Source organism: Paenibacillus sp. FSL K6-0108 (assembly GCF_045040695.1).
Lineage (GTDB): Bacteria > Bacillota > Bacilli > Paenibacillales > Paenibacillaceae > Paenibacillus > Paenibacillus pabuli_B.
In genome coordinates this window covers 2,064,518-2,084,066 of the sequence record NZ_CP150288.1, presented here as the reverse complement: position 1 = coordinate 2,084,066, position 19,549 = coordinate 2,064,518, and the positions used below count along the sequence as shown (strand labels likewise).

The following is a 19,549-nucleotide window of genomic DNA, read 5'->3' as shown; positions in this document are numbered from 1 at the left end:
ATTTCCTTGAACTGAACCGGCCTTAATGTGACCTGTGAAGGAGGATTTACACGAGATGCAGGAATCTACCTTTAGCCTGGTTGGCAATGAAGGTACCCGTATTCATGTGTACCGCTGGCTTCCCGATCCGGAGTGCAATATCAAAGGTGTTGTCCAGATTGCACATGGCATGAGTGAGACTGCTGCCCGATATGCTGAATTTGCCCAACATCTCACCACTCACGGCTACGCGGTCTACGCAAATGACCATCGTGGTCATGGTAAAACGGTAGAAAACCCGAACCTGTTGGGCAATGCCGGCGCTGATGCTTTCCGCTGGATGGCGAGTGACATGATGAATCTGGGCGAAGTTGCCGCCAATGAAAACCCTGATGTGCCCCTTTTTCTAATGGGGCATAGTATGGGTTCGTTTTTAGTACAGCATCTAATGTACGCAGGTCACGAGCGTTATCATGCATTTATTTTGTCCGGCACCAATGGCAAACGCGGTCTTCTTCGGCTTGGGGAAAAGTTGGCTTTCCTGCAGTGTGGCATTCAGGGTACTGCTCATCCAAGTATGCTGCTCAATGCGCTTGTATTTGGCGGCTTCAACCGTTCTTTCCGTCCGGCGACCACACCGTTTGATTGGCTGTCTCGGGACCCCGAAGAGGTCAAGCGGTTCATCGATGACCCTTTGTGCGGAGCTATCTGCTCGGCAGGTTTTTTCCGTGACTTTTTCAAACTGCTGTTGGACATTCACTTGCCACACAACATGAAACGAATTCCCAAGGATAAGTCTGTATATCTGTTCTCAGGTGAACAAGATCCGGTTGGGCTTCATGGCAAAGGAGTACTTAAACTGGTCTCCCAATATCGGGAGCTTCAGCTTGAGGATATCGAATACCGCCTTTATCCGGGAGGACGCCACGAAATGCTGCACGAGACGAATCGGACTGAGGTTGCAGGGCATGTTTTGGAGTGGTTAGAGAGGCATACGCCTGACTACAGTTCTCGCCATTCCACAACACATGCAGAAACCGCCGATTCCGTATAATTCGATACGAACATTCAGACAATGATGAAAAAAGCCTCTGAACCGGTTAGCAGCTTGCGCTGTGCACCATGTTCAGAGGCTTTACTTTTTTTATTTATAAGATGGCAATTAAATGTTAATCGTTATGGATTGGATTACCCTTCGATCAGCAAAGACTCTGGATCTTCAAGCAATTCTTTCACCGTCACGAGGAAACGTACGGCCTCGCTACCATCAATGATACGGTGATCGTACGACAGGGCGATATACATCATCGGACGGTTCTCCATCCGCTCTGCATCAATCGCTACTGGACGAAGCTGGATTTTGTGCATCCCCAGAATACCGACTTGAGGTGTATTCAAAATTGGTGTAGACAACAGGGAGCCAAACGTTCCGCCATTGGTAATGGTGAAGGTTCCTCCTTGCAGATCAGACAAAGCCAGCGTGTTGGAACGCGCTTTGGATGCCAGGTCAGCGATGCTTTTCTCGATCTCAGCGAAGCCAAGACGATCTGCATCACGCACAACCGGTACGACAAGGCCTTCTTTGGCAGATACCGCAATACCGATATCATAGTACTTTTTGAGTACAACATCTTCGCCATCAATTTCAGCGTTAATGGTTGGGAACTTTTTCAATGCGCCTACAACCGCTTTGGTAAAGAAGGACATGAAGCCAAGATTGATTTCATGTTTCTCTTTGAATTTGTCCTTACGGCGTTTACGAACGTCCATGATTGCCGTCATATCCACTTCGTTAAACGTCGTCAACATCGCAGCAGTCTGCTGTGCTTCTACCAAGCGTTTCGCAATGGTAGCACGACGGCGGGACATACGTTGACGCTCCACTGGTTTGGTATACGTGGAACCACCTGCTGCCGGAGCACTAGGTGCTGCCGCGGGAGCTTTAACAGGAGGCGCTGAAGGAGCGGCAGCCTGGGTATTGTGAGTTTTCACATCATCCTGATAAACCCGGCCAATCGGATCCTTGCTCTGTACCTGATCCAGTTCAATACCACGCTCACGTGCGAGCTTGCGAGCAGACGGTGAAGCTGTCTTCGAGCTGCTGTCCGAAGATTCCGGTGCTGCAGCAACAGGTGCAGGTGGCGGAGTTGGAGCTTCCGGTGCCGGAGCAGCTGCTTGCTTCTCCTCTGCCGCTGCTGGTTGGGAAGCGGGCGCGCCGCTTCCTCCTCCAGTTCCTGCCGAGAGTGTTCCAATCGTTTCACCGATTTCTACAGTCTCGCCTTCCTGGCGAACAATTTTCTCAAGAATACCGCTCTCTTCAGCACTGATCTCAATATTTACTTTATCCGTTTCCAGCTCCAGAAGAACATCACCCTGATTAACGGTTTCGCCTTCTTTGACCAGCCATCTGGATACAGTTCCTTCCGTTATCGACTCACCCATTGCAGGTACTTTAATTTCACTCACAGCTGTTACCTCCCCAGTGGAATATTATTCTTCGTCGTTTGCTTTAATGCGGATGTAATGATCTGTTGCTGTTCCATGCCATGCACAAGTTGATAACCGCTTGAAGGACTCGCATGTTCAGGGCGACCTTCGTATTTAACAGTTATTCCTTCTGGCGCGATTTCACGAAGACGAGGCTCCATGTATGTCCAGGCACCCATGTTTTTATTTTCTTCCTGTACCCACGCCAGCTCTTTCAGCTTGCTGAAACGTGCAAGTACGCGCTTGATTTCTTCCGCCGGGAACGGATACAGCTGTTCGACACGAATAATGTGTAGCCAAGACCAATCCGCTTTTTTATCTTTCTCCAAAGCATCTTCCAGATCGATGGCGATTTTACCACTGCACAAAATAATGCGCTCTACGCGATCCGGTTTTGTGCCCAATCCTGCTTGCTCCAGCACAGGCTCAAACTTCCCTTCGCTGAACTCTGTTGCAGGTGATGCAACACGAGGATTACGTATGAGACTTTTCGGCGACATCATAACCAGCGGACGAGCATCTTCTGTTTCAGTCAAGGAAGCCTGACGACGCAGTAGATGGAAATATTGCGATGCACTTGTCAAGTTCGCAACCGTCATGTTGTCTTCTGCACAAAGCTGCAGGAAACGTTCCAGACGAGCACTTGTATGCTCAGGTCCCTGTCCTTCGTTCGCATGTGGAAGCAACATGACCAGACTGGATTTTTGTGACCATTTGGCACGGCCGGCAGATACGAACTGGTCAAAAATAACTTGTGCACAGTTGGCAAAATCTCCGAATTGAGCTTCCCAAATTACAAGAGTATCTGGTGAATAGACGTTATATCCGTATTCGAAACCAACAACGGACTCCTCAGACAACGGACTGTTGTAAATGGCAAAAGATGCTCTTGCCTGTGGCAGATGATGCAGCGGGCAGAACTTCGCGCCATTTTCGGAGTCATGCAGCACCAGGTTCCGGTGGGCAAAGGTTGCACGTTCTGCATCCTGTCCACTAATCCGGATTGGTTTGCCATCCGCAAGAATGGTAGCGAACGCAAGTGTCTCTGCAAGACTCCAGTCCACTTTCTCCCCTTCGTTCAGAGATGTGCTTCTGCGCTGCAAAATACGCTGCAACTTCGGATACACGTTAAAATTCTCTGGCCATTTCAGCAAGTCTGCATTAATTGCCCGCAGATTCTCCAATGGCACAGCAGTTGGAATAATCGAAACGGCTTCTGGTTCGCTGATTTGACGTTGGTAATATTCATGCACTTCATTGTTCTTCATCTGCTCGTAAGCTTCTTTTAAGCGGTTCGTCACAGCCTCACGAATGCTGTTGATGGAAGCATCGTCAACAATTGATTCCTCTTTCAGATAATCCTGATACAAATGGCTAACCGTTGGATGAGCTTTTACTTTGTCATACACTGTTGGCTGTGTTGTTTCCGGATCATCCGTTTCATTGTGACCATAACGACGGTAACCGATCAGATCAATCAGGAAGTCCTTTTTGAACAGGTTACGGTATTCTGCTGCCATACGAATAGCTGCGATACATGCTTCCGGATTATCTGCATTGACATGCACAATGGGAATCTCATATCCTTTTGCAAGGTCACTCGCATAATATGTTGAGCGTGAATCGCTGCTGTCTGTTGTGAACCCAAGACGGTTGTTCACGATAATATGAATTGTTCCGCCATTTTGGTAACCAGGCAAAGCTTTGAAATTGAGCGTCTCTGCTACAATACCTTCCCCAGGGAAAGCCGCATCACCATGCATCAGAATGGTTGCCGCTTTGGTTACATCCTGCTTCGGATATCCCGGATCACGGCGATCATCCTGTGCTGCACGTGCAAAGCCCTGTACAACCGGGTTTACATATTCCAGGTGACTCGGGTTATTGGCAAGCGTAAGACGCGCTTGTACGGTTTCTCCGTCTTTTACATAACGGTTTGCGCCCAAATGATATTTGACATCCCCCGTCCAACCGTAATTGATTCCTGTTGACCCTTCGGAAGGAACCAAATCTTTGTTCGGAGAATGATGGAATTCAGAGAAAATTTTGCTATACGGCTTGCCCAATACATGAGCAAGTACGTTCAATCGACCACGGTGAGCCATCCCCATTAGAATATGGCTTGAACCTGCGTGTGCCATAATTCGAACTGCTTCATCCAGCATAGGGACCAGCACGTCGTTACCTTCAATAGAAAAACGTTTTTGCCCAACAAATGTTTTGTGAAGGAAATCTTCAAATTGCTCCACTTCAACCAAACGTTCCAGCAAAGCTTTGCGCTCCTCTGGGTTAAGGGGTGCCGGCGAAGTACGAGATTCTGCACGGCGGTTCAGCCACTCCCGCTCATGAACTTCATGCACATGGCTGAATTCATAAGCGATAGGACCCGTATATATTTGCCGCAGGCGCTGGATGGCATCCAATCCTGTTACCGTCTGTCCATCTGCACCTTCCCAAATTAGGGAAGCTGGCAGAGCTTTCAAATCTTCTTCATTCAATTCAAAATGCTTCGGTTCAAGCAAAGAAGTATCTGAATCTTCACTGATTCCAAGGGGATCAATATCGGCGGCAAGGTGACCATAAGTACGAATATTCATTACCAGTTTCCCTGCTGTAACCGCTTTCTGCAATAATTGAATATCCACGCTTCCGGAAGCCTTTTGGGCGTTGCCAGAATACGAGGCTGTATGTGCATCCCTGCCAGACATCGGCGGTGCACCCCATTGTTCAAATAATTCCCGATAAGCCGGTGTAACTGCACCCGGGTCTTGGGAATATAATTCATATTGTTCCTGTACGTATCCCATATTCGGGCCATAATAACTTTCCCAGGGTTTCTTGTTGCCTTCCTCGATCGTCATCGACGTTCCCTCCGTCTTGATTTAGTCATAAGTTTTTGACGGAAATCATTGACTAAGCCGTAATTTGCGTTCGTTCAACATTTTAAGCTAAATTTTTCATGAAGTCCAATAATCGTGCTGTTGGTGGTAATAACGTTGTTCCGACGCTCCCGTCAAGGTTTGTCTGCGTTTTCAAAATCATAGTAAACTGATGATTGAATATACCGTCGCACAGATGTCGAATACTGTCCTGATCCGTTCGAAGGTTACACATTCCTCAAATTTATCAAAGTGAAGTCCGTGTTCTAATATCTATTCTATAAACTTTTACGCTCAGGAGCATTTCCTATTTTTAGTTCAATTGATGCATAAATTAGATGAATCGAATAATTGGAACATTTCCGACCCACAAATGACCTTAATTGTGTGGCGTTTTGTTGTTTAACGCTTATCCTATATTGGTTTCTACACATTTTCAGATTTCGCCCGATTTGCAGCCTCCTTATTTAGAATTGTGGTCCATAATGTTCAAAAACAAACCGTCAAGTTAAATATTAACCATTTGGCTTGGTATTCAACAAATAAATGGGTGTTTCTTGCAAATCAATGTTATAAGCCAAAAGCCGCCTGTAATGCGTAAAGCATTCAGGCGGCATCTTTTAGGCTTGGTTAACATGGTTCGTATATACTGACAACACGTACATCGATGAAATGTACCAACTAGCACTGATATCAGTGTTTAATGCGGCACCTGAGGTTGAAAATCACTCCGACTGGACTGATCTGCGTGGTAAAAGACCACATCGCCATCCTTCAGAGGCCAAGTTCTGCCCTGATCGTCAACTGGACTGTTGTTGAAACCTTCCATCTGCCACTGATTCATCAGTGGAGCATAAATGTATTGCAAGTGTGGAGCTTCTGTATTCCCATTGCGAAGTGTCTCGATATTGAAGTTGACCACAATATATCCGTCCTTCAGAAGTACAGAAGCCTTCTCATCCAATTGATTTTGTCTGGCAAGCGATTCAAGATTGGTTCCCTTTGGCACGACGTAGACATCTGCAGGCAGGCTGTATTCTCCGTACCAACGCTGGATCGCTGCATTCGCTCGGTCTACACTAACACCAGAAGGAATGTCTGTCTTTGGTCCAATCAGTGTACGAATGGAAGCGGGCAGGATCATCCAATCATAGCGGCCTACCCAGGTTTTCTGGTGAGAGATTTGATCTACAAGCCGAACCATATAATCAGCGAGCGGACTCTGGTTGCGTTCACTGTCGGTCAGTTCATAAGTATACTGATAACGCGCCGTATCTCCCAATTCCGTGCCGGGTACGTTACGCAGCCTCGAGTTCAGGACAACAAAGCGTTTTTCCAAGTCCTGCGCCGATCCTATCCGAATAAGTCGCTCTTGACCGCGGTGGTAGTACAGATCGACTTCTTGTCTGGAAGAGCCGTCTTTGCTCACAAAGTAGAAACTCGGTGTAATTCGAACACCATCCTGTTGGCCAAACATATTCCCTTTTGTTTTCAGGTCAAACTTGATATGGTAACCTGTTTTCACCGCTGCATTACCGAATCCCTGCACAGGGTGACTGCCTGGGCGAACAGGTAACACGAATGGTGCCAGATTCCCTCGCGGGTCACCATCAATACTGTTAAGTCCTGTCCAGTAGCTCACCCCTGTCGGCTCTGCACCCCCGAGCTGCTTACGGAACACGTTCTCCCAATTATAATCGGCGATATCCGTAACGTGAAAATCATACAATCGCCCAATAACCTCCACGGGAACCGTATCTGCCGCAACATGATGGATCAAATTCGTATTGGCATCCTGCTGCTCGGTGAATGATGCGGGAGCATTCTCCGCGATATTGCGAAATTCAATTCGGTAATGTCCTTCATCCACCCATACTGGAAGATAGAAAACGGTATCCAATTGGTTGACCGGAATGTCCACCCAGGTCTTGGCTGGAATGAACTGACTTCTATCGGCGTTATATACATCAAAGGGGAAACGAACCTGCTTGATGCGAAAATACTTGGCATAGTCCCTATTGCCATAACCCGGGTAACTGGTTACGTCCAGATGCTGCCCTGAGGTAGGGATGCGTACAATAAACGGTCGTTCCAAAATAAGCGCAGAACTGGTCGGATCAGGCACTGTTTTCTGGTTGTGCGGCTGATCATCAGACACCCATGCGTAGTTAACGACAGGCGTGTGCACTGTGACAGAATTAATTCCTTGAATAGAAAACTTCTGATCCTGACCCCCTTTAATGTTGCCAGGAATCAAGCCATAGGCGATCTCGCCCGTTGTCGGTTGGTCCGCCTTGTTGATCAGCGTATTCTGAATGGTTAAACGATTCTGGTACAGCACATTGTCACCGATCATACCAGGCTGAGGGATTGTCCCAGGTCGCGGAGCAGTCTTATCCATCGGAGCAGGATCCATCACAGTGGCATCATTAAATAATACCTTGTCATTATTCACAGTGTTCTCTTTGACCTCAGCCTCTGCTTTGGATTGGAATAATGACGTTTCAACGGGTGTAGCAGGTTCAGTGGAACCGCCTGGAACAGTTTCAGTGCCAAGATCGATTTCCTTACAAGGTGCTGGTTTCACATGTGCGGTAACGGCATCATCATTAGCCGATTGTAAGGTCGGCGGTGTATATCCGTTTGGAGTCAGCGTTACTGTACCACCGTAGCCACCAAGCGCATAATTGGATACCGTAGCTTGATTTAGCTGATAGACTTCCAAATTATCAATCTGCCAATAACTATATTGTCGTGTAACCTGCATTGAATCCTGTACAGGAACATCACGTTCTTTAGGCTCGGGAGGTGTACCCGGATCGTCAGGACCACTGGAGGGTCTCCCAGGAATAGTCCATGTTTTGTGATAGTTCTTCTTCACTTTCACCGTATATGTGACTGTACCCGTCATGTTCACCCAGCGGTGCTGGAACAAGTATCCTTTAGCCATTACATTTGCATAGAGGTCTTCAGAAGTCGGGATGCCTCGGGGGGCATCAAACTTCTCAGATCCCCGATCATCAGCTTTCAGCACGCCCTGGACGGATGGGTCCATGACAGCCGATTCGATCAACGCTCCTTTATTAGGTGGACTGATGGTCACAGGGCAACCCACAACACCTCCGCCGTTACCGGGATCATTTCCCCCGTCTCCTCCGCTGCCTGTGCAATCCTTTACATCTAACACCTGCGTACCTTGTTCATCCAACTGCTGGGCAGTGTCCGAAAATCGCGCAGTGATGGTGGTGGTCCCGACGATACCTTTGATCGTCATTTTCCCATCTGCACCTATGGTTGCTACTGCTGGATTGGAGCTTTGCCATGTCAATTTGGGATGCGCAGTAAGCTCATGAACAGAAAGGTCTGACTTGGTTAGGATAGCTTTAGCTTGCAGCGGTGTAGCTGTGTCTGCTTTACAGGCGTTTGGCAAGTTCACAATGAGGCCTGGTTCGGACGTAACCGTAATGTCAGCCGTATCCGAGATGAGGTATGTACCGTTGTTCCAGATTGCACGTACAAAAGCAGTACCCGGCTTTTCAGCCTTAACCATTCCTGTTTTCGGTTCAATACTGACAATACTCGGATCAGATGACCACCAGGTGGTTTCAGCATCACGCCGACTTACGTCGACGCCTTCACTCCACTGTGTAGAACCGTAGTTTTTTGTCTTCACTTTGGCTACCATCTGTTTGGTTTCTCCGACCGTTAGTGTGGAATCTGGTGTTACGTCAATTTCCTTTTCTTCTTCCAGATCCCCTTCCCAAATGATGTCCATTGGAGTGAAATAGGCAACTTTATGCTTAATACAACCTGCAGTTGTTTTACCGCCATTTTCAAATGGGTCGTTTTGAGTCCATTCATGATCTCCACCAGTTAAAGTCCGAATACCGACTATTGTGCTTGAGGGGGATATAACCGTTCTTCCCACCCCTGTATAAGATTCTTGTTCAGGTTTTGTTTGATACTCTACACTTTTGATTTTTACTTCCTTGAAACTTGAGGCCGACAAATTATTCCCGTTGTACTGCGGCCAAGAAACTGCTGGCCAACGTGAAAAGTCAACGCTATCCGGAACCTCTTTTAAAGCGGGATAGGGCGTGGTACACCCCCCGGCATTGTTAGAATATGTGGGACCACCATTGTGGTCTGCTCTAAAACTTCCATCATCAAGTTGATACCAGTAAACGCCGGGAGTGCCAATTGTTTTTTCAGCTTGAACAGATTTTAAAATAGGACTTTTCATTGACTTTGGACCGTACGGATCGCTTGCAGCATAAATAGAAATATTTATTGACAGCCCCGCCAAGGCAAAACTTATTACGAAGAATACAAATATTTTAGACCAATTGAATACGGGCAACCGCATTCGTTTTTTCATAAAAGTACAATCACCTCTCTAATAATACATATTTTGTATTTTCATTTCTCCTATATTCTCCGAAGTGATATGATACGTCCCATTTTTAAAATCTAAAGAAGATCTGGTCCAGAACCTAACTTTTTTCCCCTTGGTAATGAGTTCTTTAGGACTGTTAGGAATAGTAGTGAATCCGTTCTTTTTTGCAAAATCTAAGTCTAATCTTCTAAACTTCAATAATCCATTATTAAGACCACTACTAAAGGTTATTAAATCTGTGTTTTCTGTGTTTGAGGTAAAAGATAGATCTGCAAATGTTAAATAGTAATCACCACTTGAAATTTTGGGTTCCACGAAAAGTTTAGTATATACTCCTTGTGGTTTACCGTTTTGAACTTTCACTACTATAAATCTATGAAACGTGAGTACTCCTGAATTGTTAGATAATTTTATATCCCCCTTAGATAGATCACTTACCGTAACAGAATTTTTAGTATAAAAATAATTACTAATCGTCGTTAAATTCGTTCCCGTCGTGCCAACCTCACGCATTTCATTCAAATCACTGTACTTCCCTGCATCCGTACCCTCGACATCCATATAACGCAGCAAAATGGCAGACACTTCTGCTCGAGTTGTTGGATCAGCAGGCTTCAGGGAACCATCCTCAAATCCACCAACTATGCCCGTTCCGCGAACAAGTGCAAGATAAGGAATTTGCTCTGCACGAATCGTTCCCCGATTCACTTCAGGGGTAGGTAGCAGTGTATCTCGGGTGTCGTCAAAAGCATCCTGAAAACTGCTTCCCGACTTGATCAGTCCGTTTGCAATCCATTTCATCATCTCGTAGCGTGTCAGTTCAGCGTTGGGATTGAATCCTTTTGGATAATCACTAGCATGAATGAAGCCTTGGCCAACCAACTGTGTCACAGCTGATTCAGACCAGTGTCCCTTGAGATCAGCAAAAGGATTCTCGCCTTGTACCTTTTCCAAGCTGGTGGCACGGCTGAGAAGGGTAGCATACTCACCACGTGTGATTTTGGCATTGGGACGGAATGTACCATCCTGATAGCCAGAAATCAGATTTTTATCAAAGGCTTTGACAATCGTGGCTTGCGCCCAGTGCCCTTTGATATCTTTGAACTTCGTAAGCGCAGAAGCCGTTGTATCCGTTCCCTTCGTGCTTGTAGCAGCATTCACAGTAGACACCAGACCCACGGTTCCAGTAGTCAGCAGCGTTCCTGCCATCAAAGCCGTCGTCAACAAACCGACGATTAACACATTTTTTTTTGATTTACTAACGTTTAATCTCATCTGCTTCTTCAACCTACTCACTCTCCTATGTACCTTAGTATGGGGCAAACCACTGCTTCTTCAGCACTCGTACTACTCTTTAAGCCAAAACCTAAATTTGTCATAATCATCAATATTCTACCATGCAAATCTAGGCTATTGGTATTATTTTTCAGCAATCCCCATCACCACAAGGCATGCAGCCCCCCCTTCCAAAGACCCAATCCACCCCTAAAAACACAAAAAAAGGCCACGAATCCGCAGATTCATAGCCTTATGCTTTAAGGTGTCAGTCCTATTCAATTGAAAAAATTGTAATCTATCTATCACAGAATAAACGATTCTGTTCCATTTGACCAGCCCTAAAATTCAAATCAAAATAGGTTTCTATCAAAATTACTAATCATATACTGTGCAAATGGCGTCAATGATAACGCTCCGACCTCTTCCCAAGTAAACCATTGTGCGCCCATTGAATCTTCACCGTCCGGTTCCCTTTTGATCTCATAAGGCCGACTTTCGCTTGTCAAATATATATCGTACAAAATCCCAATATGGTGCAGCATTTCAGGTTCGCCTTTGTACATCCACTCTAGTACGACTGACTCTGCCGAACGAATCACCAATTGCAGATTGGAAAGGCCTGTCTCCTCTTCGATCTCGCGGTGTAGGGCTGTCTCCGGTTGCTCACCAAACTCCAACCTTCCTCCAGGCAAATCCCATTTCCCCATATAGGCTCCTCTAGCCTTATGTATTAACAGGACTTTTTGCTCCCAAGTGACTAAACCGTATACTCCCATGTGCGTGTGTTGATCCACTTAAAGGTTCTCCCTCTCGTCTGAAAGATGCCTAACTTGCTCTTCCAATCTACGAATACGTTTATTCATTTGATAGAACGTTGGAGCAAATATTGCTCCAATAATAACAATGATCCAGACACTCAAATCATCAGCTCCTATCTAAGAGTCTCCCGCCTCTAGCGATAACCGAACAATTAGTTCTTCACCTTCGATCAACAATGCGGTTAACCCTTTATCCGATCCGGATTGATGATTCTCACCGTTGCTCCAATACGCCGCATCTCCCGGATGGACAACTACTCGTTCACCTGTTTCTCCCACTACCCAACCTTCACCTTCTAGCACCAGAAACACCTGCTCACCTACCGCTGGATGCAACCCCAGAGTTCCCCCTGCAGACAGTTTCAGTTGGGCTATGTGGCAAGCTGTTGTGCTTCGGAGTATCGACGTAATCTCTGCTCCTTCACTGTTATAAGCGATAATACTGCGACGGTCCTCTGGTTTCAGGCGATATATCTTCACTTCTTGTTCTCCTCCGCCACGGTATCCAGATCCAGAGCCAAACGAATCATATCAACGCATCGAATGCCATCTTCTATAATCTCTTCTTCATAATGTTTCACAAAGAAATCCCGATCAACCCCTATAATGCGAAAACCGCAGCGCTGATACAGCTTCAACTGATGAAAACTTGAGTTGCCTGTCCCAATTTCTACCGTTCGCCCACCAAGCCTGCGTGCTGCTTCTATCGCTTCCTTGATCATGTGTTTGCCTACGCCCTGTCCCTGTAATTCCTCCTGTACGGCAATATTAACAATCTCTACCGTCTCTGGACGCGTCTTCAGCAAGACAAACTCTCCTACCATTTCTCCTTCATATTCAGCGATAAAACAAACACCACGACTTAGATATTCGTCAACTATGGCTTTGGACGGATCAGCCATCAATAAAAGCTCATAAGGTTTTTCTTCTTCCCAGTCCAAAATCCGGAACGACAATTTCACACCAATCTCCACCTTTTCCTCGTACATATTCATTTACGTCCCGTTTGCAGAAGCCTATGTATAGCTAGTCACCAAATATATAACAACCTTCCGTATATAAATGTTTTAGTCTGAATTCATATTTTTCTCTTTTTATAACTTCGGGTTACTCCGGAACGATTTTTATACTTATTTCAACCATCTAGTTCACCAAATCTATTAGCTCTTTACCGCTCCAGCCTGATTTTGATAATGACGAATCACCATGCCAGATGCTTTTTGCATGCCCTGTTTCCCATAGAACTCCTGGAGTTCGTTATCGCACAAAAGATCAATCATATAGAGATCACCCAGACGATTAAACATACGCTTGATGAGATCTGTTCCGATGCCTTTACGCTGATACTCCGGAAGCACTTCCAATAAGGGAATATATGCACTAAGAACTCCATCTGAAATCGCTTGAATAAAGCCCTCCACATTTCCGGTTTCTTCATCGATAGCCAGTTCGACAGCATAGGATTGCTCCAGCAACTTCAGGAAAGTAGCCGTAGAAGGAGGGTTTGGCCAACCTTCAAAAAAATTCCCGCTAAGTTTGTCGATACCTATTCCCGCCAGCGAGTCACGAAATGTAATATCCATAATAGCAAGTCCTCTCCTTTTAAAAAGTAAACTTCATTATATCATAATATCTGGATATAAATATATAGAATTGGCTGATAAAATTATGAAGCATTCTTCAAATAGAAGCCTTATTGATTAGCTTTATTCATGTAGACTGTTATAAAATCGCAACGTTCTATTCCTCACGTTATTCACCCGTGCTTAAGTGCTCGTGGATTAATTTCCATTCTCCGTTGATGCCTGCAACAAATACATTGGTAGCCCGACCTTTTCCAGCAGCTGGTTCCCCTTGATACATTCCTTTCCAGTGATAGGTATAAATACAGACCGCCTGTTCTTCGCCAGTCGTAATCCACGTGACATCTTCTGCACGATACACCTCATCCTTGACTGTCTCCCAAGCGTTTTCAAAATAAGCCCGAATTTCGTTAAGCGTAGTACAAGACGTTCCGGTAAACCAATATACAGCATCCGGTGATAACCACTTGCTTACCTCATCAAACTGATGTGTATTGGTCGCTGCAATGTATCCTTCCAGTGCATGCTGGTATCCCATGATTTATTCCGCCTCCTGCGTTTTGAATTATTTAACTTCACTCTGTTCAAGAACCGAATCGTCATACACCATAAATGTCTCTTTCAGTGTACGCCCCGTTGATTTCTCCCAGATCACACTCCGCTCAAACGTACCTGTTTGAAAAAATCGCGGGAACCGATCCGCAAACCAATCCTGCATGGGCAGCTCCAGCGCTTGCCCTAAAGTAACCCACAACAGGTCGCCTTCCGGTGGATCACTTAGTAACTCCCCCTCAAAAGAAGTAGCCACGTAGTTGAAAACCATATAACGCAACCCTTGCTCCGGATCGCAAAATTCATCAAGACCTTTATATGTAATTTCTGTTACCACAAGTCCTGTTTCCTCTTTAACTTCTCGCACGGCACCGTCCACAATACTTTCCGGAAAATCGACTTTCCCTCCAGGAGCGATATATCCGGGAAATCCTTTTCGATTCGGTCGGTTCATTAATAGTACCCGATCATTCTGCTTGTCCCATACCATACACATCGTTAAAATCTCAGTTCTAGTGTTCATGCTTATCCTCCCAGTTGCGTTGTTTCTGTCCGCTCCACTTTTGTGTAGTTATTGAATTAAGCCTATATACTTCGTTGTACACTAACACTTCTGGGACGTAGATCCTTTCTCCTGCTTAATCTCTATTCCGAATCCATCTTGACTTTCCTAACTATCTGCAAATTCAATTTCGATATAAACGCATACGAAAGACGGACACCGGAAATTTCGGAGGCCCGCCTTATTATGGTATATGAAATATTCTTCCTTTGAACCAAATATCAATAGACGATACTCAGCTCATGCCTGTAATTGATACCCGCCGCTCTTTCCACTCGGCACGGCGATAGGCCTGCAGCAGACCAAATTTGCGGATACTTGCTTTTGGCACCGATTTGTAAGGCATAACAACCGTAAAGTCCTCATCAAACGGCACAAAAGACAATCCTACTTTCTCATTGGAGAGCCACTCTGCCTTAATGGGTTGTCTTGAACATGCATCGAAGGTGCAGCCAAGTCCATCAGCGAAAAAATCATAACGTGCAGCAGGTGTTCCGGGTTCCTCCATACAGAGAAAAAGACTAAGTTGATCACAAAAAAGCATGATCTCGACATCATTTTTCAGCCTGAGTTTCAGCGCCTCACCACCTCCAAGCTGCTGTTCCCAACGTAACTGGTGCTCCCGTTCATCGTTCAGATACTCCCTGATGTCTTCATCATCATTGGCGTTTGCACCCAGATTGTTTTGAAACAATTCTGTATACATCATGCTGCACAATAACCCGGCATACAGGTTTTTCTCACGAACTTCTTCAATACCTTTACGGTAAAATACAAATCGCGGACGTAGCGGAAAATCACGAAACGAATACGGTATCTGACTATAATCATTCCAGAATGGCGCAGAATCCAGTTCAATCCATCCCCGATCATGCTCTTTTGCAGCAAGAATCAGATCTTCCCGATGCGCTTCATCAATTAACATTTCCGATTTCCAATGGGAAGCCATTTCTCCGGCTACTAGTCCATGCTCATGCTGTGCGGTCAAAACAAAATCATGCTCTCTCTCATATACGATCATTTGCTGTCACCCTTCCGCATGGTATACGTTGACTTTAACATAATTTGGTACAAAATTTCCTATAAGTTGCTTTTCACTCAACTTTCAGGGAATATACGAAGGAACCTATCCCTGTAAAGGTGTTGTCAGTTCCCTGAAATTTGGTACACTAATGATTGTGCCAACATAACATTACATACAGAAAGCGGGATCTCATGAATTTATACTCTCCTTACACCGAGTTTAACCGCAAGGAATGGGCTGACTTGAAAAAGTACCAGACCACTCTTCCACTTACGAAAGCGGAATTGGAACAGCTAAAGGGATTAAATGAAGAGGTATCCATTCAAGAAGTTGAGGATATTTATCTACCTCTTACCCACTTTATTGACTTATATGCAGGCGCTTCACGAGAGCTGAATCACTTAACGGCATCTTTTTTGAAAAAAGAGGCACATCATGCTCCCTACATTATCGGTATTGGGGGCAGCGTTGCCGTGGGCAAAAGTACAACCGCCCGCCTGCTTCAGGCTATGCTTGCAAGAGGCAAAGGAAATCCCAAGGTGGATCTGGTCACAACGGATGGTTTCCTGTATCCCAATGCCATCCTGCAAGAGAAAGGTATCATGAACCGGAAGGGATTCCCGGAAAGCTACGACATCAAGTCATTGATTCAATTCATGGGTGATGTCAAATCAGGCAAACCTGAAGTGATGGCCCCCGTATACTCCCATCTTGCCTATGACGTTATTGCAGGCGAGGAAAAGGCCATCTGTCAGCCGGATATCCTCATTATTGAAGGAATCAATGTGCTCCAGGTCAAAAAGGAAACTCCACTACTGGTCAGTGATTTTTTTGACTTCTCCATCTATATCGATGCAGAAGAGGAGCATATCCGTCACTGGTACATAGAGCGGTTCAAGCTGCTGCGCAATACAGCGTTCCAGAATGAGAACTCCTTCTTCCACAGTCGTTTTGCCAATCTGGAAGAAGATGAGGCTGTTATTACGGCAAGTCAGATCTGGAAAGATATCAATGCCAAAAATCTGCACGAAAACATCCTTCCAACCAAAGGACGAGCCAGACTGATTTTGAAAAAGGAAGCGGACCATTCGATTCAGCGAATCCAATTGCGTAAGCTGTAAGCATCTTAATGAGCAGAAACACTCTGCTTAATACTCATTCAAAGGAGACAAGACCACATGCAGACCTTGATTGTACTTGGAAGTATCATGATGTTTCTTGCCGTTGCCCTTGGCGCATTCGGTGCACATGCGCTCAAACGCAGATTGTCTGCCGACATGATCAAAATATACGAGACTGGCGTTCAGTATCACCTAATTCATGGAATTGGAATCATCCTGCTCGGACTGCTCGCTGATCGACTGGAGCAGCCTTCACTTGTGTTGCTGGCCGGATGGATGCTATTCGCCGGCATCCTCTTGTTCTCAGGCAGTCTGTATGCCCTAAGCGTAACTGGCGTTCGAAAACTGGGGGCGATCACTCCCCTAGGCGGAGTCGCTTTCTTGGCTGGTTGGATCATGTTATTAATTGCCGGTTTGTAAAACCAACATCGTAAACTGAAAAGAGTGTTCTAGCCGATCTTCAAAATCGCTGGAGCACTCTCTTTATGTTTAACTTCGCCATACACGACGAATGCTGTGTGAGATTTCATCTCCCTGCTGTTTTTCCAGGACATATACATCAGGATTAGTTAGTTTTTTCCACTCTTCGAATCCAAAGGATGCATCATGGCTACGAATGAGCAGAGATAACAGATTGCCATGTGTAAATACAGCCCCGCTATGCTCCGGTCGACTCCACAGCTCGTGCAGCACCTCAAGGCCCCGTGCTGTAGCAGAACGTGAAGATTCACCACCTTCTTCCGTCCAGTCTTCGTCCGTGTATGTACGTTCTAGCACATCCATCCAGTTGTCCAGATGAAGGGTACTAAGCACCCTTTCTTGAAGACGTTCATCCGTATGTATATGCTGCAGGACGGTTTTGCCCAGTGGCGCTGCGGTTTGAAGTGCCCTTTTCCACGGACTGGACACAATATATTGTATAGGGTGCTCCCCCAACATCTCAGCAAGTTCTACTGCCTGACGAAGTCCTTCATCCGTAAGCTCGGCATTCGGTTCTTGCCCTGTTGCTTTGGCATGACGGATAAGAAAAATAGACTGCATCGTCCCTCACCTCCTGCTAATACAACTTACATTAATGCTTCTCCAGATACTGGAGTGCAATTCGCATGTTCTCCCGGTCTTCCAAACGGCCAGATGAACTAAGAAAAGTAACCTGGTCCTCTGTCCACATCCCCTTCTGTTCATCCAATCCAAGAAGCCGCTTCAAGCGGTTAACCGTGCCTTTACTGCCATCAATAATCTGAATATGATCTGGCAGAACCGTACGAAGAATGGATGTGTAGAACGGATAATGCGTGCAGCCCAGTACTACTGTACCGTATAAGTCCAAATCAAAATCAGCCAGTTTGAGCCGGAAGTACGCCTCCATTTTCTGCGGATCAAAGTCCAGCTGCTCACACCACTCCACAAGTTCAGGTAATGGAAGGGAATCGACACTATGATGATCATCCACACGGGACACCAATTCATGATATTTGGTCTGACTTAAGGTCAGGGCTGTCGCAAATACAAGCACCCTTTTGCCGCTTTTTCGATTCATCTCGACAGCCGGCTTCACAGCAGGTTCCATCCCGATCACGGGGATATCATACTTGGCACGCAAATCCTTCACGGCCAGACTTGTTGCTGTATTACAGGCTATTACGATTGCTTGCACATTTTCCTGAACAATATCCTCCATACAATTGAAGATATGTCTTCTAACCTCATCGGCGGACTTGGTTCCATAAGGAACATGCAACGTATCGGCATAATACAGAAACGCTTCTTCAGGGAATTGATGCAAAGCCTTATGCAATACGGTTAAACCACCGATTCCCGAGTCAAAAAATGCAATTTTCTTCTTCAAGGGTTTCACCTCTATAACGTATTCTTTCGGGTTCCTGGAACCTCTCATTCCTGCTCATGATGACTGGGAGGTGAGTTATGTTATTCTACCTTCATTTTATACTGCCTGAGCCAGTCTTTGCCACTTTGCCAGTTTTCCACCGAATTACGTTCTCCGAGCAGCTCTGTACTTGCTTGAGCCATAAGCCATTCCTTAAGGCCATCATTTGAACTTGAGTCCAGCTGCTGAATCAGGACGTTCAGTCCCTCTTCACCCGTATCCAGAATCTGAGCATACGCGTCTGTATTAGCGGCAATATAATCACCTGGATTACTGCTGGTCAGAACCTCAGGTGCGTTCACGATTTGTTGAAGGTTGCTTTCAATCTTCGAACTTACGTCCTGACTTTCCGCCTGATTTGAGCATGCCAACAACGTCCATGCTGTACACAGCATCACCGCACCGCTTGCAATTCGTTTACGAATCATGGAATTCCTCCTGTACCTGCCCCAGAATCATTTCCCATTTCTCTTCCGTTAACTCCTGTCCTGAGAGGATCTGCTTTCGAATTTCAACCACTTCAAATCCGAATGACTGATACAATCTGCGCGCGCCTGACAGAGACTCATTGGTCCATAAAATGATCGATGAATAACTTTTATCTCTGGCAAAATGGATAGCCTGCTCGATAAGCTGTCGTCCCAAGCCTGCATTACGCGCTTCCGGCTCGATGATGAACCAGCGTAATTGAGCAGTATATTCATCCAGTTGAGTCAGGCCAATGCAGCCAGAAACGGTCCCGTTCAGCTCGATGATCCATACCATTTCTCTCTCGTAATTGCCGGTACGTTCAAAATCATTGACAGCTTTCTTGATAAAATCGGCAAAGCTCTGATCATAATTATACTCATCCCGATAAATACGGATATGCGCTTCAATGACATATTGCAGGTCATTTTGTACAAAAGTCCTAATCATTGCAGCACCATCACTTTTGTTTCCGGGTTTCTGCATAGCGTATCGACGTTCTTCATTTAACATA

Annotated in this window: 18 protein-coding genes; 3 read left to right on the top strand and 15 right to left on the bottom strand. The window is 45.7% G+C overall.

The genetic code is table 11. The features are described 5' to 3' along the window. The first annotated feature begins 55 nt into the window (after nucleotides 1-55). Nucleotides 56-1,033, top strand: coding sequence for an alpha/beta fold hydrolase (locus MHB49_RS09705; RefSeq protein WP_405155988.1), 978 nt, complete (start codon nucleotides 56-58; stop codon nucleotides 1,031-1,033). 134 nt (nucleotides 1,034-1,167) lie between these two features. On the opposite strand, the gene odhB is transcribed toward MHB49_RS09705, so the two are convergent. The 11 genes from odhB to MHB49_RS09650 form a co-directional block, all read right to left on the bottom strand. Beyond that, nucleotides 1,168-2,445 carry a 2-oxoglutarate dehydrogenase complex dihydrolipoyllysine-residue succinyltransferase gene (gene odhB / locus MHB49_RS09700; protein WP_405155987.1) on the bottom strand — a complete coding sequence of 426 codons (1,278 nt, stop codon included), beginning with the start codon at nucleotides 2,443-2,445 and terminating at the stop codon, nucleotides 1,168-1,170. Nucleotides 2,446-2,450: 5 nt separating this feature from the next. Beyond that, nucleotides 2,451-5,327: a 2-oxoglutarate dehydrogenase E1 component gene (locus MHB49_RS09695; protein WP_405155986.1), complete on the bottom strand. Its 2,877-nt coding sequence runs from the start codon at nucleotides 5,325-5,327 to the stop codon at nucleotides 2,451-2,453. A gap of 718 nt (nucleotides 5,328-6,045) precedes the next feature. After that, nucleotides 6,046-9,120 carry a DUF5704 domain-containing protein gene (locus tag MHB49_RS09690; protein WP_405155985.1) on the bottom strand — a complete coding sequence of 1,025 codons (3,075 nt, stop codon included), beginning with the start codon at nucleotides 9,118-9,120 and terminating at the stop codon, nucleotides 6,046-6,048. A 621-nt stretch (nucleotides 9,121-9,741) separates the two neighbouring features. Then, nucleotides 9,742-11,028: an S-layer homology domain-containing protein gene (locus MHB49_RS09685; RefSeq protein WP_405155984.1), complete on the bottom strand. Its 1,287-nt coding sequence runs from the start codon at nucleotides 11,026-11,028 to the stop codon at nucleotides 9,742-9,744. A gap of 341 nt (nucleotides 11,029-11,369) precedes the next feature. Further along, entirely contained in the window at nucleotides 11,370-11,813 is a 444-nt protein-coding gene (locus tag MHB49_RS09680; RefSeq protein ID WP_405155983.1) for an NUDIX domain-containing protein, read from the bottom strand. 141 nt (nucleotides 11,814-11,954) lie between these two features. After that, entirely contained in the window at nucleotides 11,955-12,317 is a 363-nt protein-coding gene (locus tag MHB49_RS09675; RefSeq protein ID WP_405155982.1) for a cupin domain-containing protein, read from the bottom strand. Next, nucleotides 12,314-12,832, bottom strand: a complete 519-nt coding sequence (locus tag MHB49_RS09670) for a GNAT family N-acetyltransferase (RefSeq protein WP_062320254.1) — start codon at nucleotides 12,830-12,832, stop codon at nucleotides 12,314-12,316. Before MHB49_RS09670 ends, MHB49_RS09675 begins: the two co-directional genes overlap by 4 nt. 165 nt (nucleotides 12,833-12,997) lie before the next feature. Beyond that, nucleotides 12,998-13,420: a GNAT family N-acetyltransferase gene (locus MHB49_RS09665; protein WP_405155981.1), complete on the bottom strand. Its 423-nt coding sequence runs from the start codon at nucleotides 13,418-13,420 to the stop codon at nucleotides 12,998-13,000. Nucleotides 13,421-13,589: 169 nt separating this feature from the next. Further along, nucleotides 13,590-13,958 (bottom strand): YybH family protein, encoded by a 369-nt coding sequence (locus tag MHB49_RS09660; RefSeq protein ID WP_405155980.1) that lies wholly within the window; start codon nucleotides 13,956-13,958, stop codon nucleotides 13,590-13,592. A 27-nt stretch (nucleotides 13,959-13,985) separates the two neighbouring features. Then, nucleotides 13,986-14,495 carry an 8-oxo-dGTP diphosphatase gene (locus tag MHB49_RS09655; RefSeq protein ID WP_405155979.1) on the bottom strand — a complete coding sequence of 170 codons (510 nt, stop codon included), beginning with the start codon at nucleotides 14,493-14,495 and terminating at the stop codon, nucleotides 13,986-13,988. A 274-nt stretch (nucleotides 14,496-14,769) separates the two neighbouring features. Next, nucleotides 14,770-15,555 carry a DUF3891 family protein gene (locus tag MHB49_RS09650; protein ID WP_405155978.1) on the bottom strand — a complete coding sequence of 262 codons (786 nt, stop codon included), beginning with the start codon at nucleotides 15,553-15,555 and terminating at the stop codon, nucleotides 14,770-14,772. Between the two features lie 194 nt (nucleotides 15,556-15,749). Between MHB49_RS09650 and coaA the strand changes: the two genes are divergently transcribed. Next, nucleotides 15,750-16,679, top strand: a complete 930-nt coding sequence (gene coaA, locus MHB49_RS09645) for a type I pantothenate kinase (RefSeq protein WP_247901621.1) — start codon at nucleotides 15,750-15,752, stop codon at nucleotides 16,677-16,679. A 57-nt stretch (nucleotides 16,680-16,736) separates the two neighbouring features. Beyond that, nucleotides 16,737-17,099: a DUF423 domain-containing protein gene (locus tag MHB49_RS09640; RefSeq protein WP_405155977.1), complete on the top strand. Its 363-nt coding sequence runs from the start codon at nucleotides 16,737-16,739 to the stop codon at nucleotides 17,097-17,099. Between the two features lie 69 nt (nucleotides 17,100-17,168). Here MHB49_RS09640 and MHB49_RS09635 read toward each other — a convergent pair whose 3' ends face one another. The 4 genes from MHB49_RS09635 to MHB49_RS09620 are packed head-to-tail and all read right to left on the bottom strand — an operon-like array spanning nucleotide 17,169 to nucleotide 19,548. Continuing rightward, nucleotides 17,169-17,720: a histidine phosphatase family protein gene (locus MHB49_RS09635; RefSeq protein ID WP_405155976.1), complete on the bottom strand. Its 552-nt coding sequence runs from the start codon at nucleotides 17,718-17,720 to the stop codon at nucleotides 17,169-17,171. A gap of 31 nt (nucleotides 17,721-17,751) precedes the next feature. Beyond that, complete coding sequence (murI, locus tag MHB49_RS09630) at nucleotides 17,752-18,576, bottom strand: glutamate racemase (RefSeq protein ID WP_405155975.1); 825 nt, start codon at nucleotides 18,574-18,576, stop codon at nucleotides 17,752-17,754. 32 nt (nucleotides 18,577-18,608) lie between these two features. Continuing rightward, a complete protein-coding gene (locus MHB49_RS09625) occupies nucleotides 18,609-18,995 on the bottom strand; it encodes a hypothetical protein (RefSeq protein WP_405155974.1) in 387 nt (128 codons plus the stop codon). After that, a complete protein-coding gene (locus tag MHB49_RS09620; RefSeq protein ID WP_247901616.1) occupies nucleotides 18,985-19,548 on the bottom strand; it encodes a GNAT family N-acetyltransferase in 564 nt (187 codons plus the stop codon). The genes MHB49_RS09625 and MHB49_RS09620 overlap by 11 nt, the downstream gene beginning before the upstream one ends. Nucleotide 19,549: the final 1 nt, after the last annotated feature.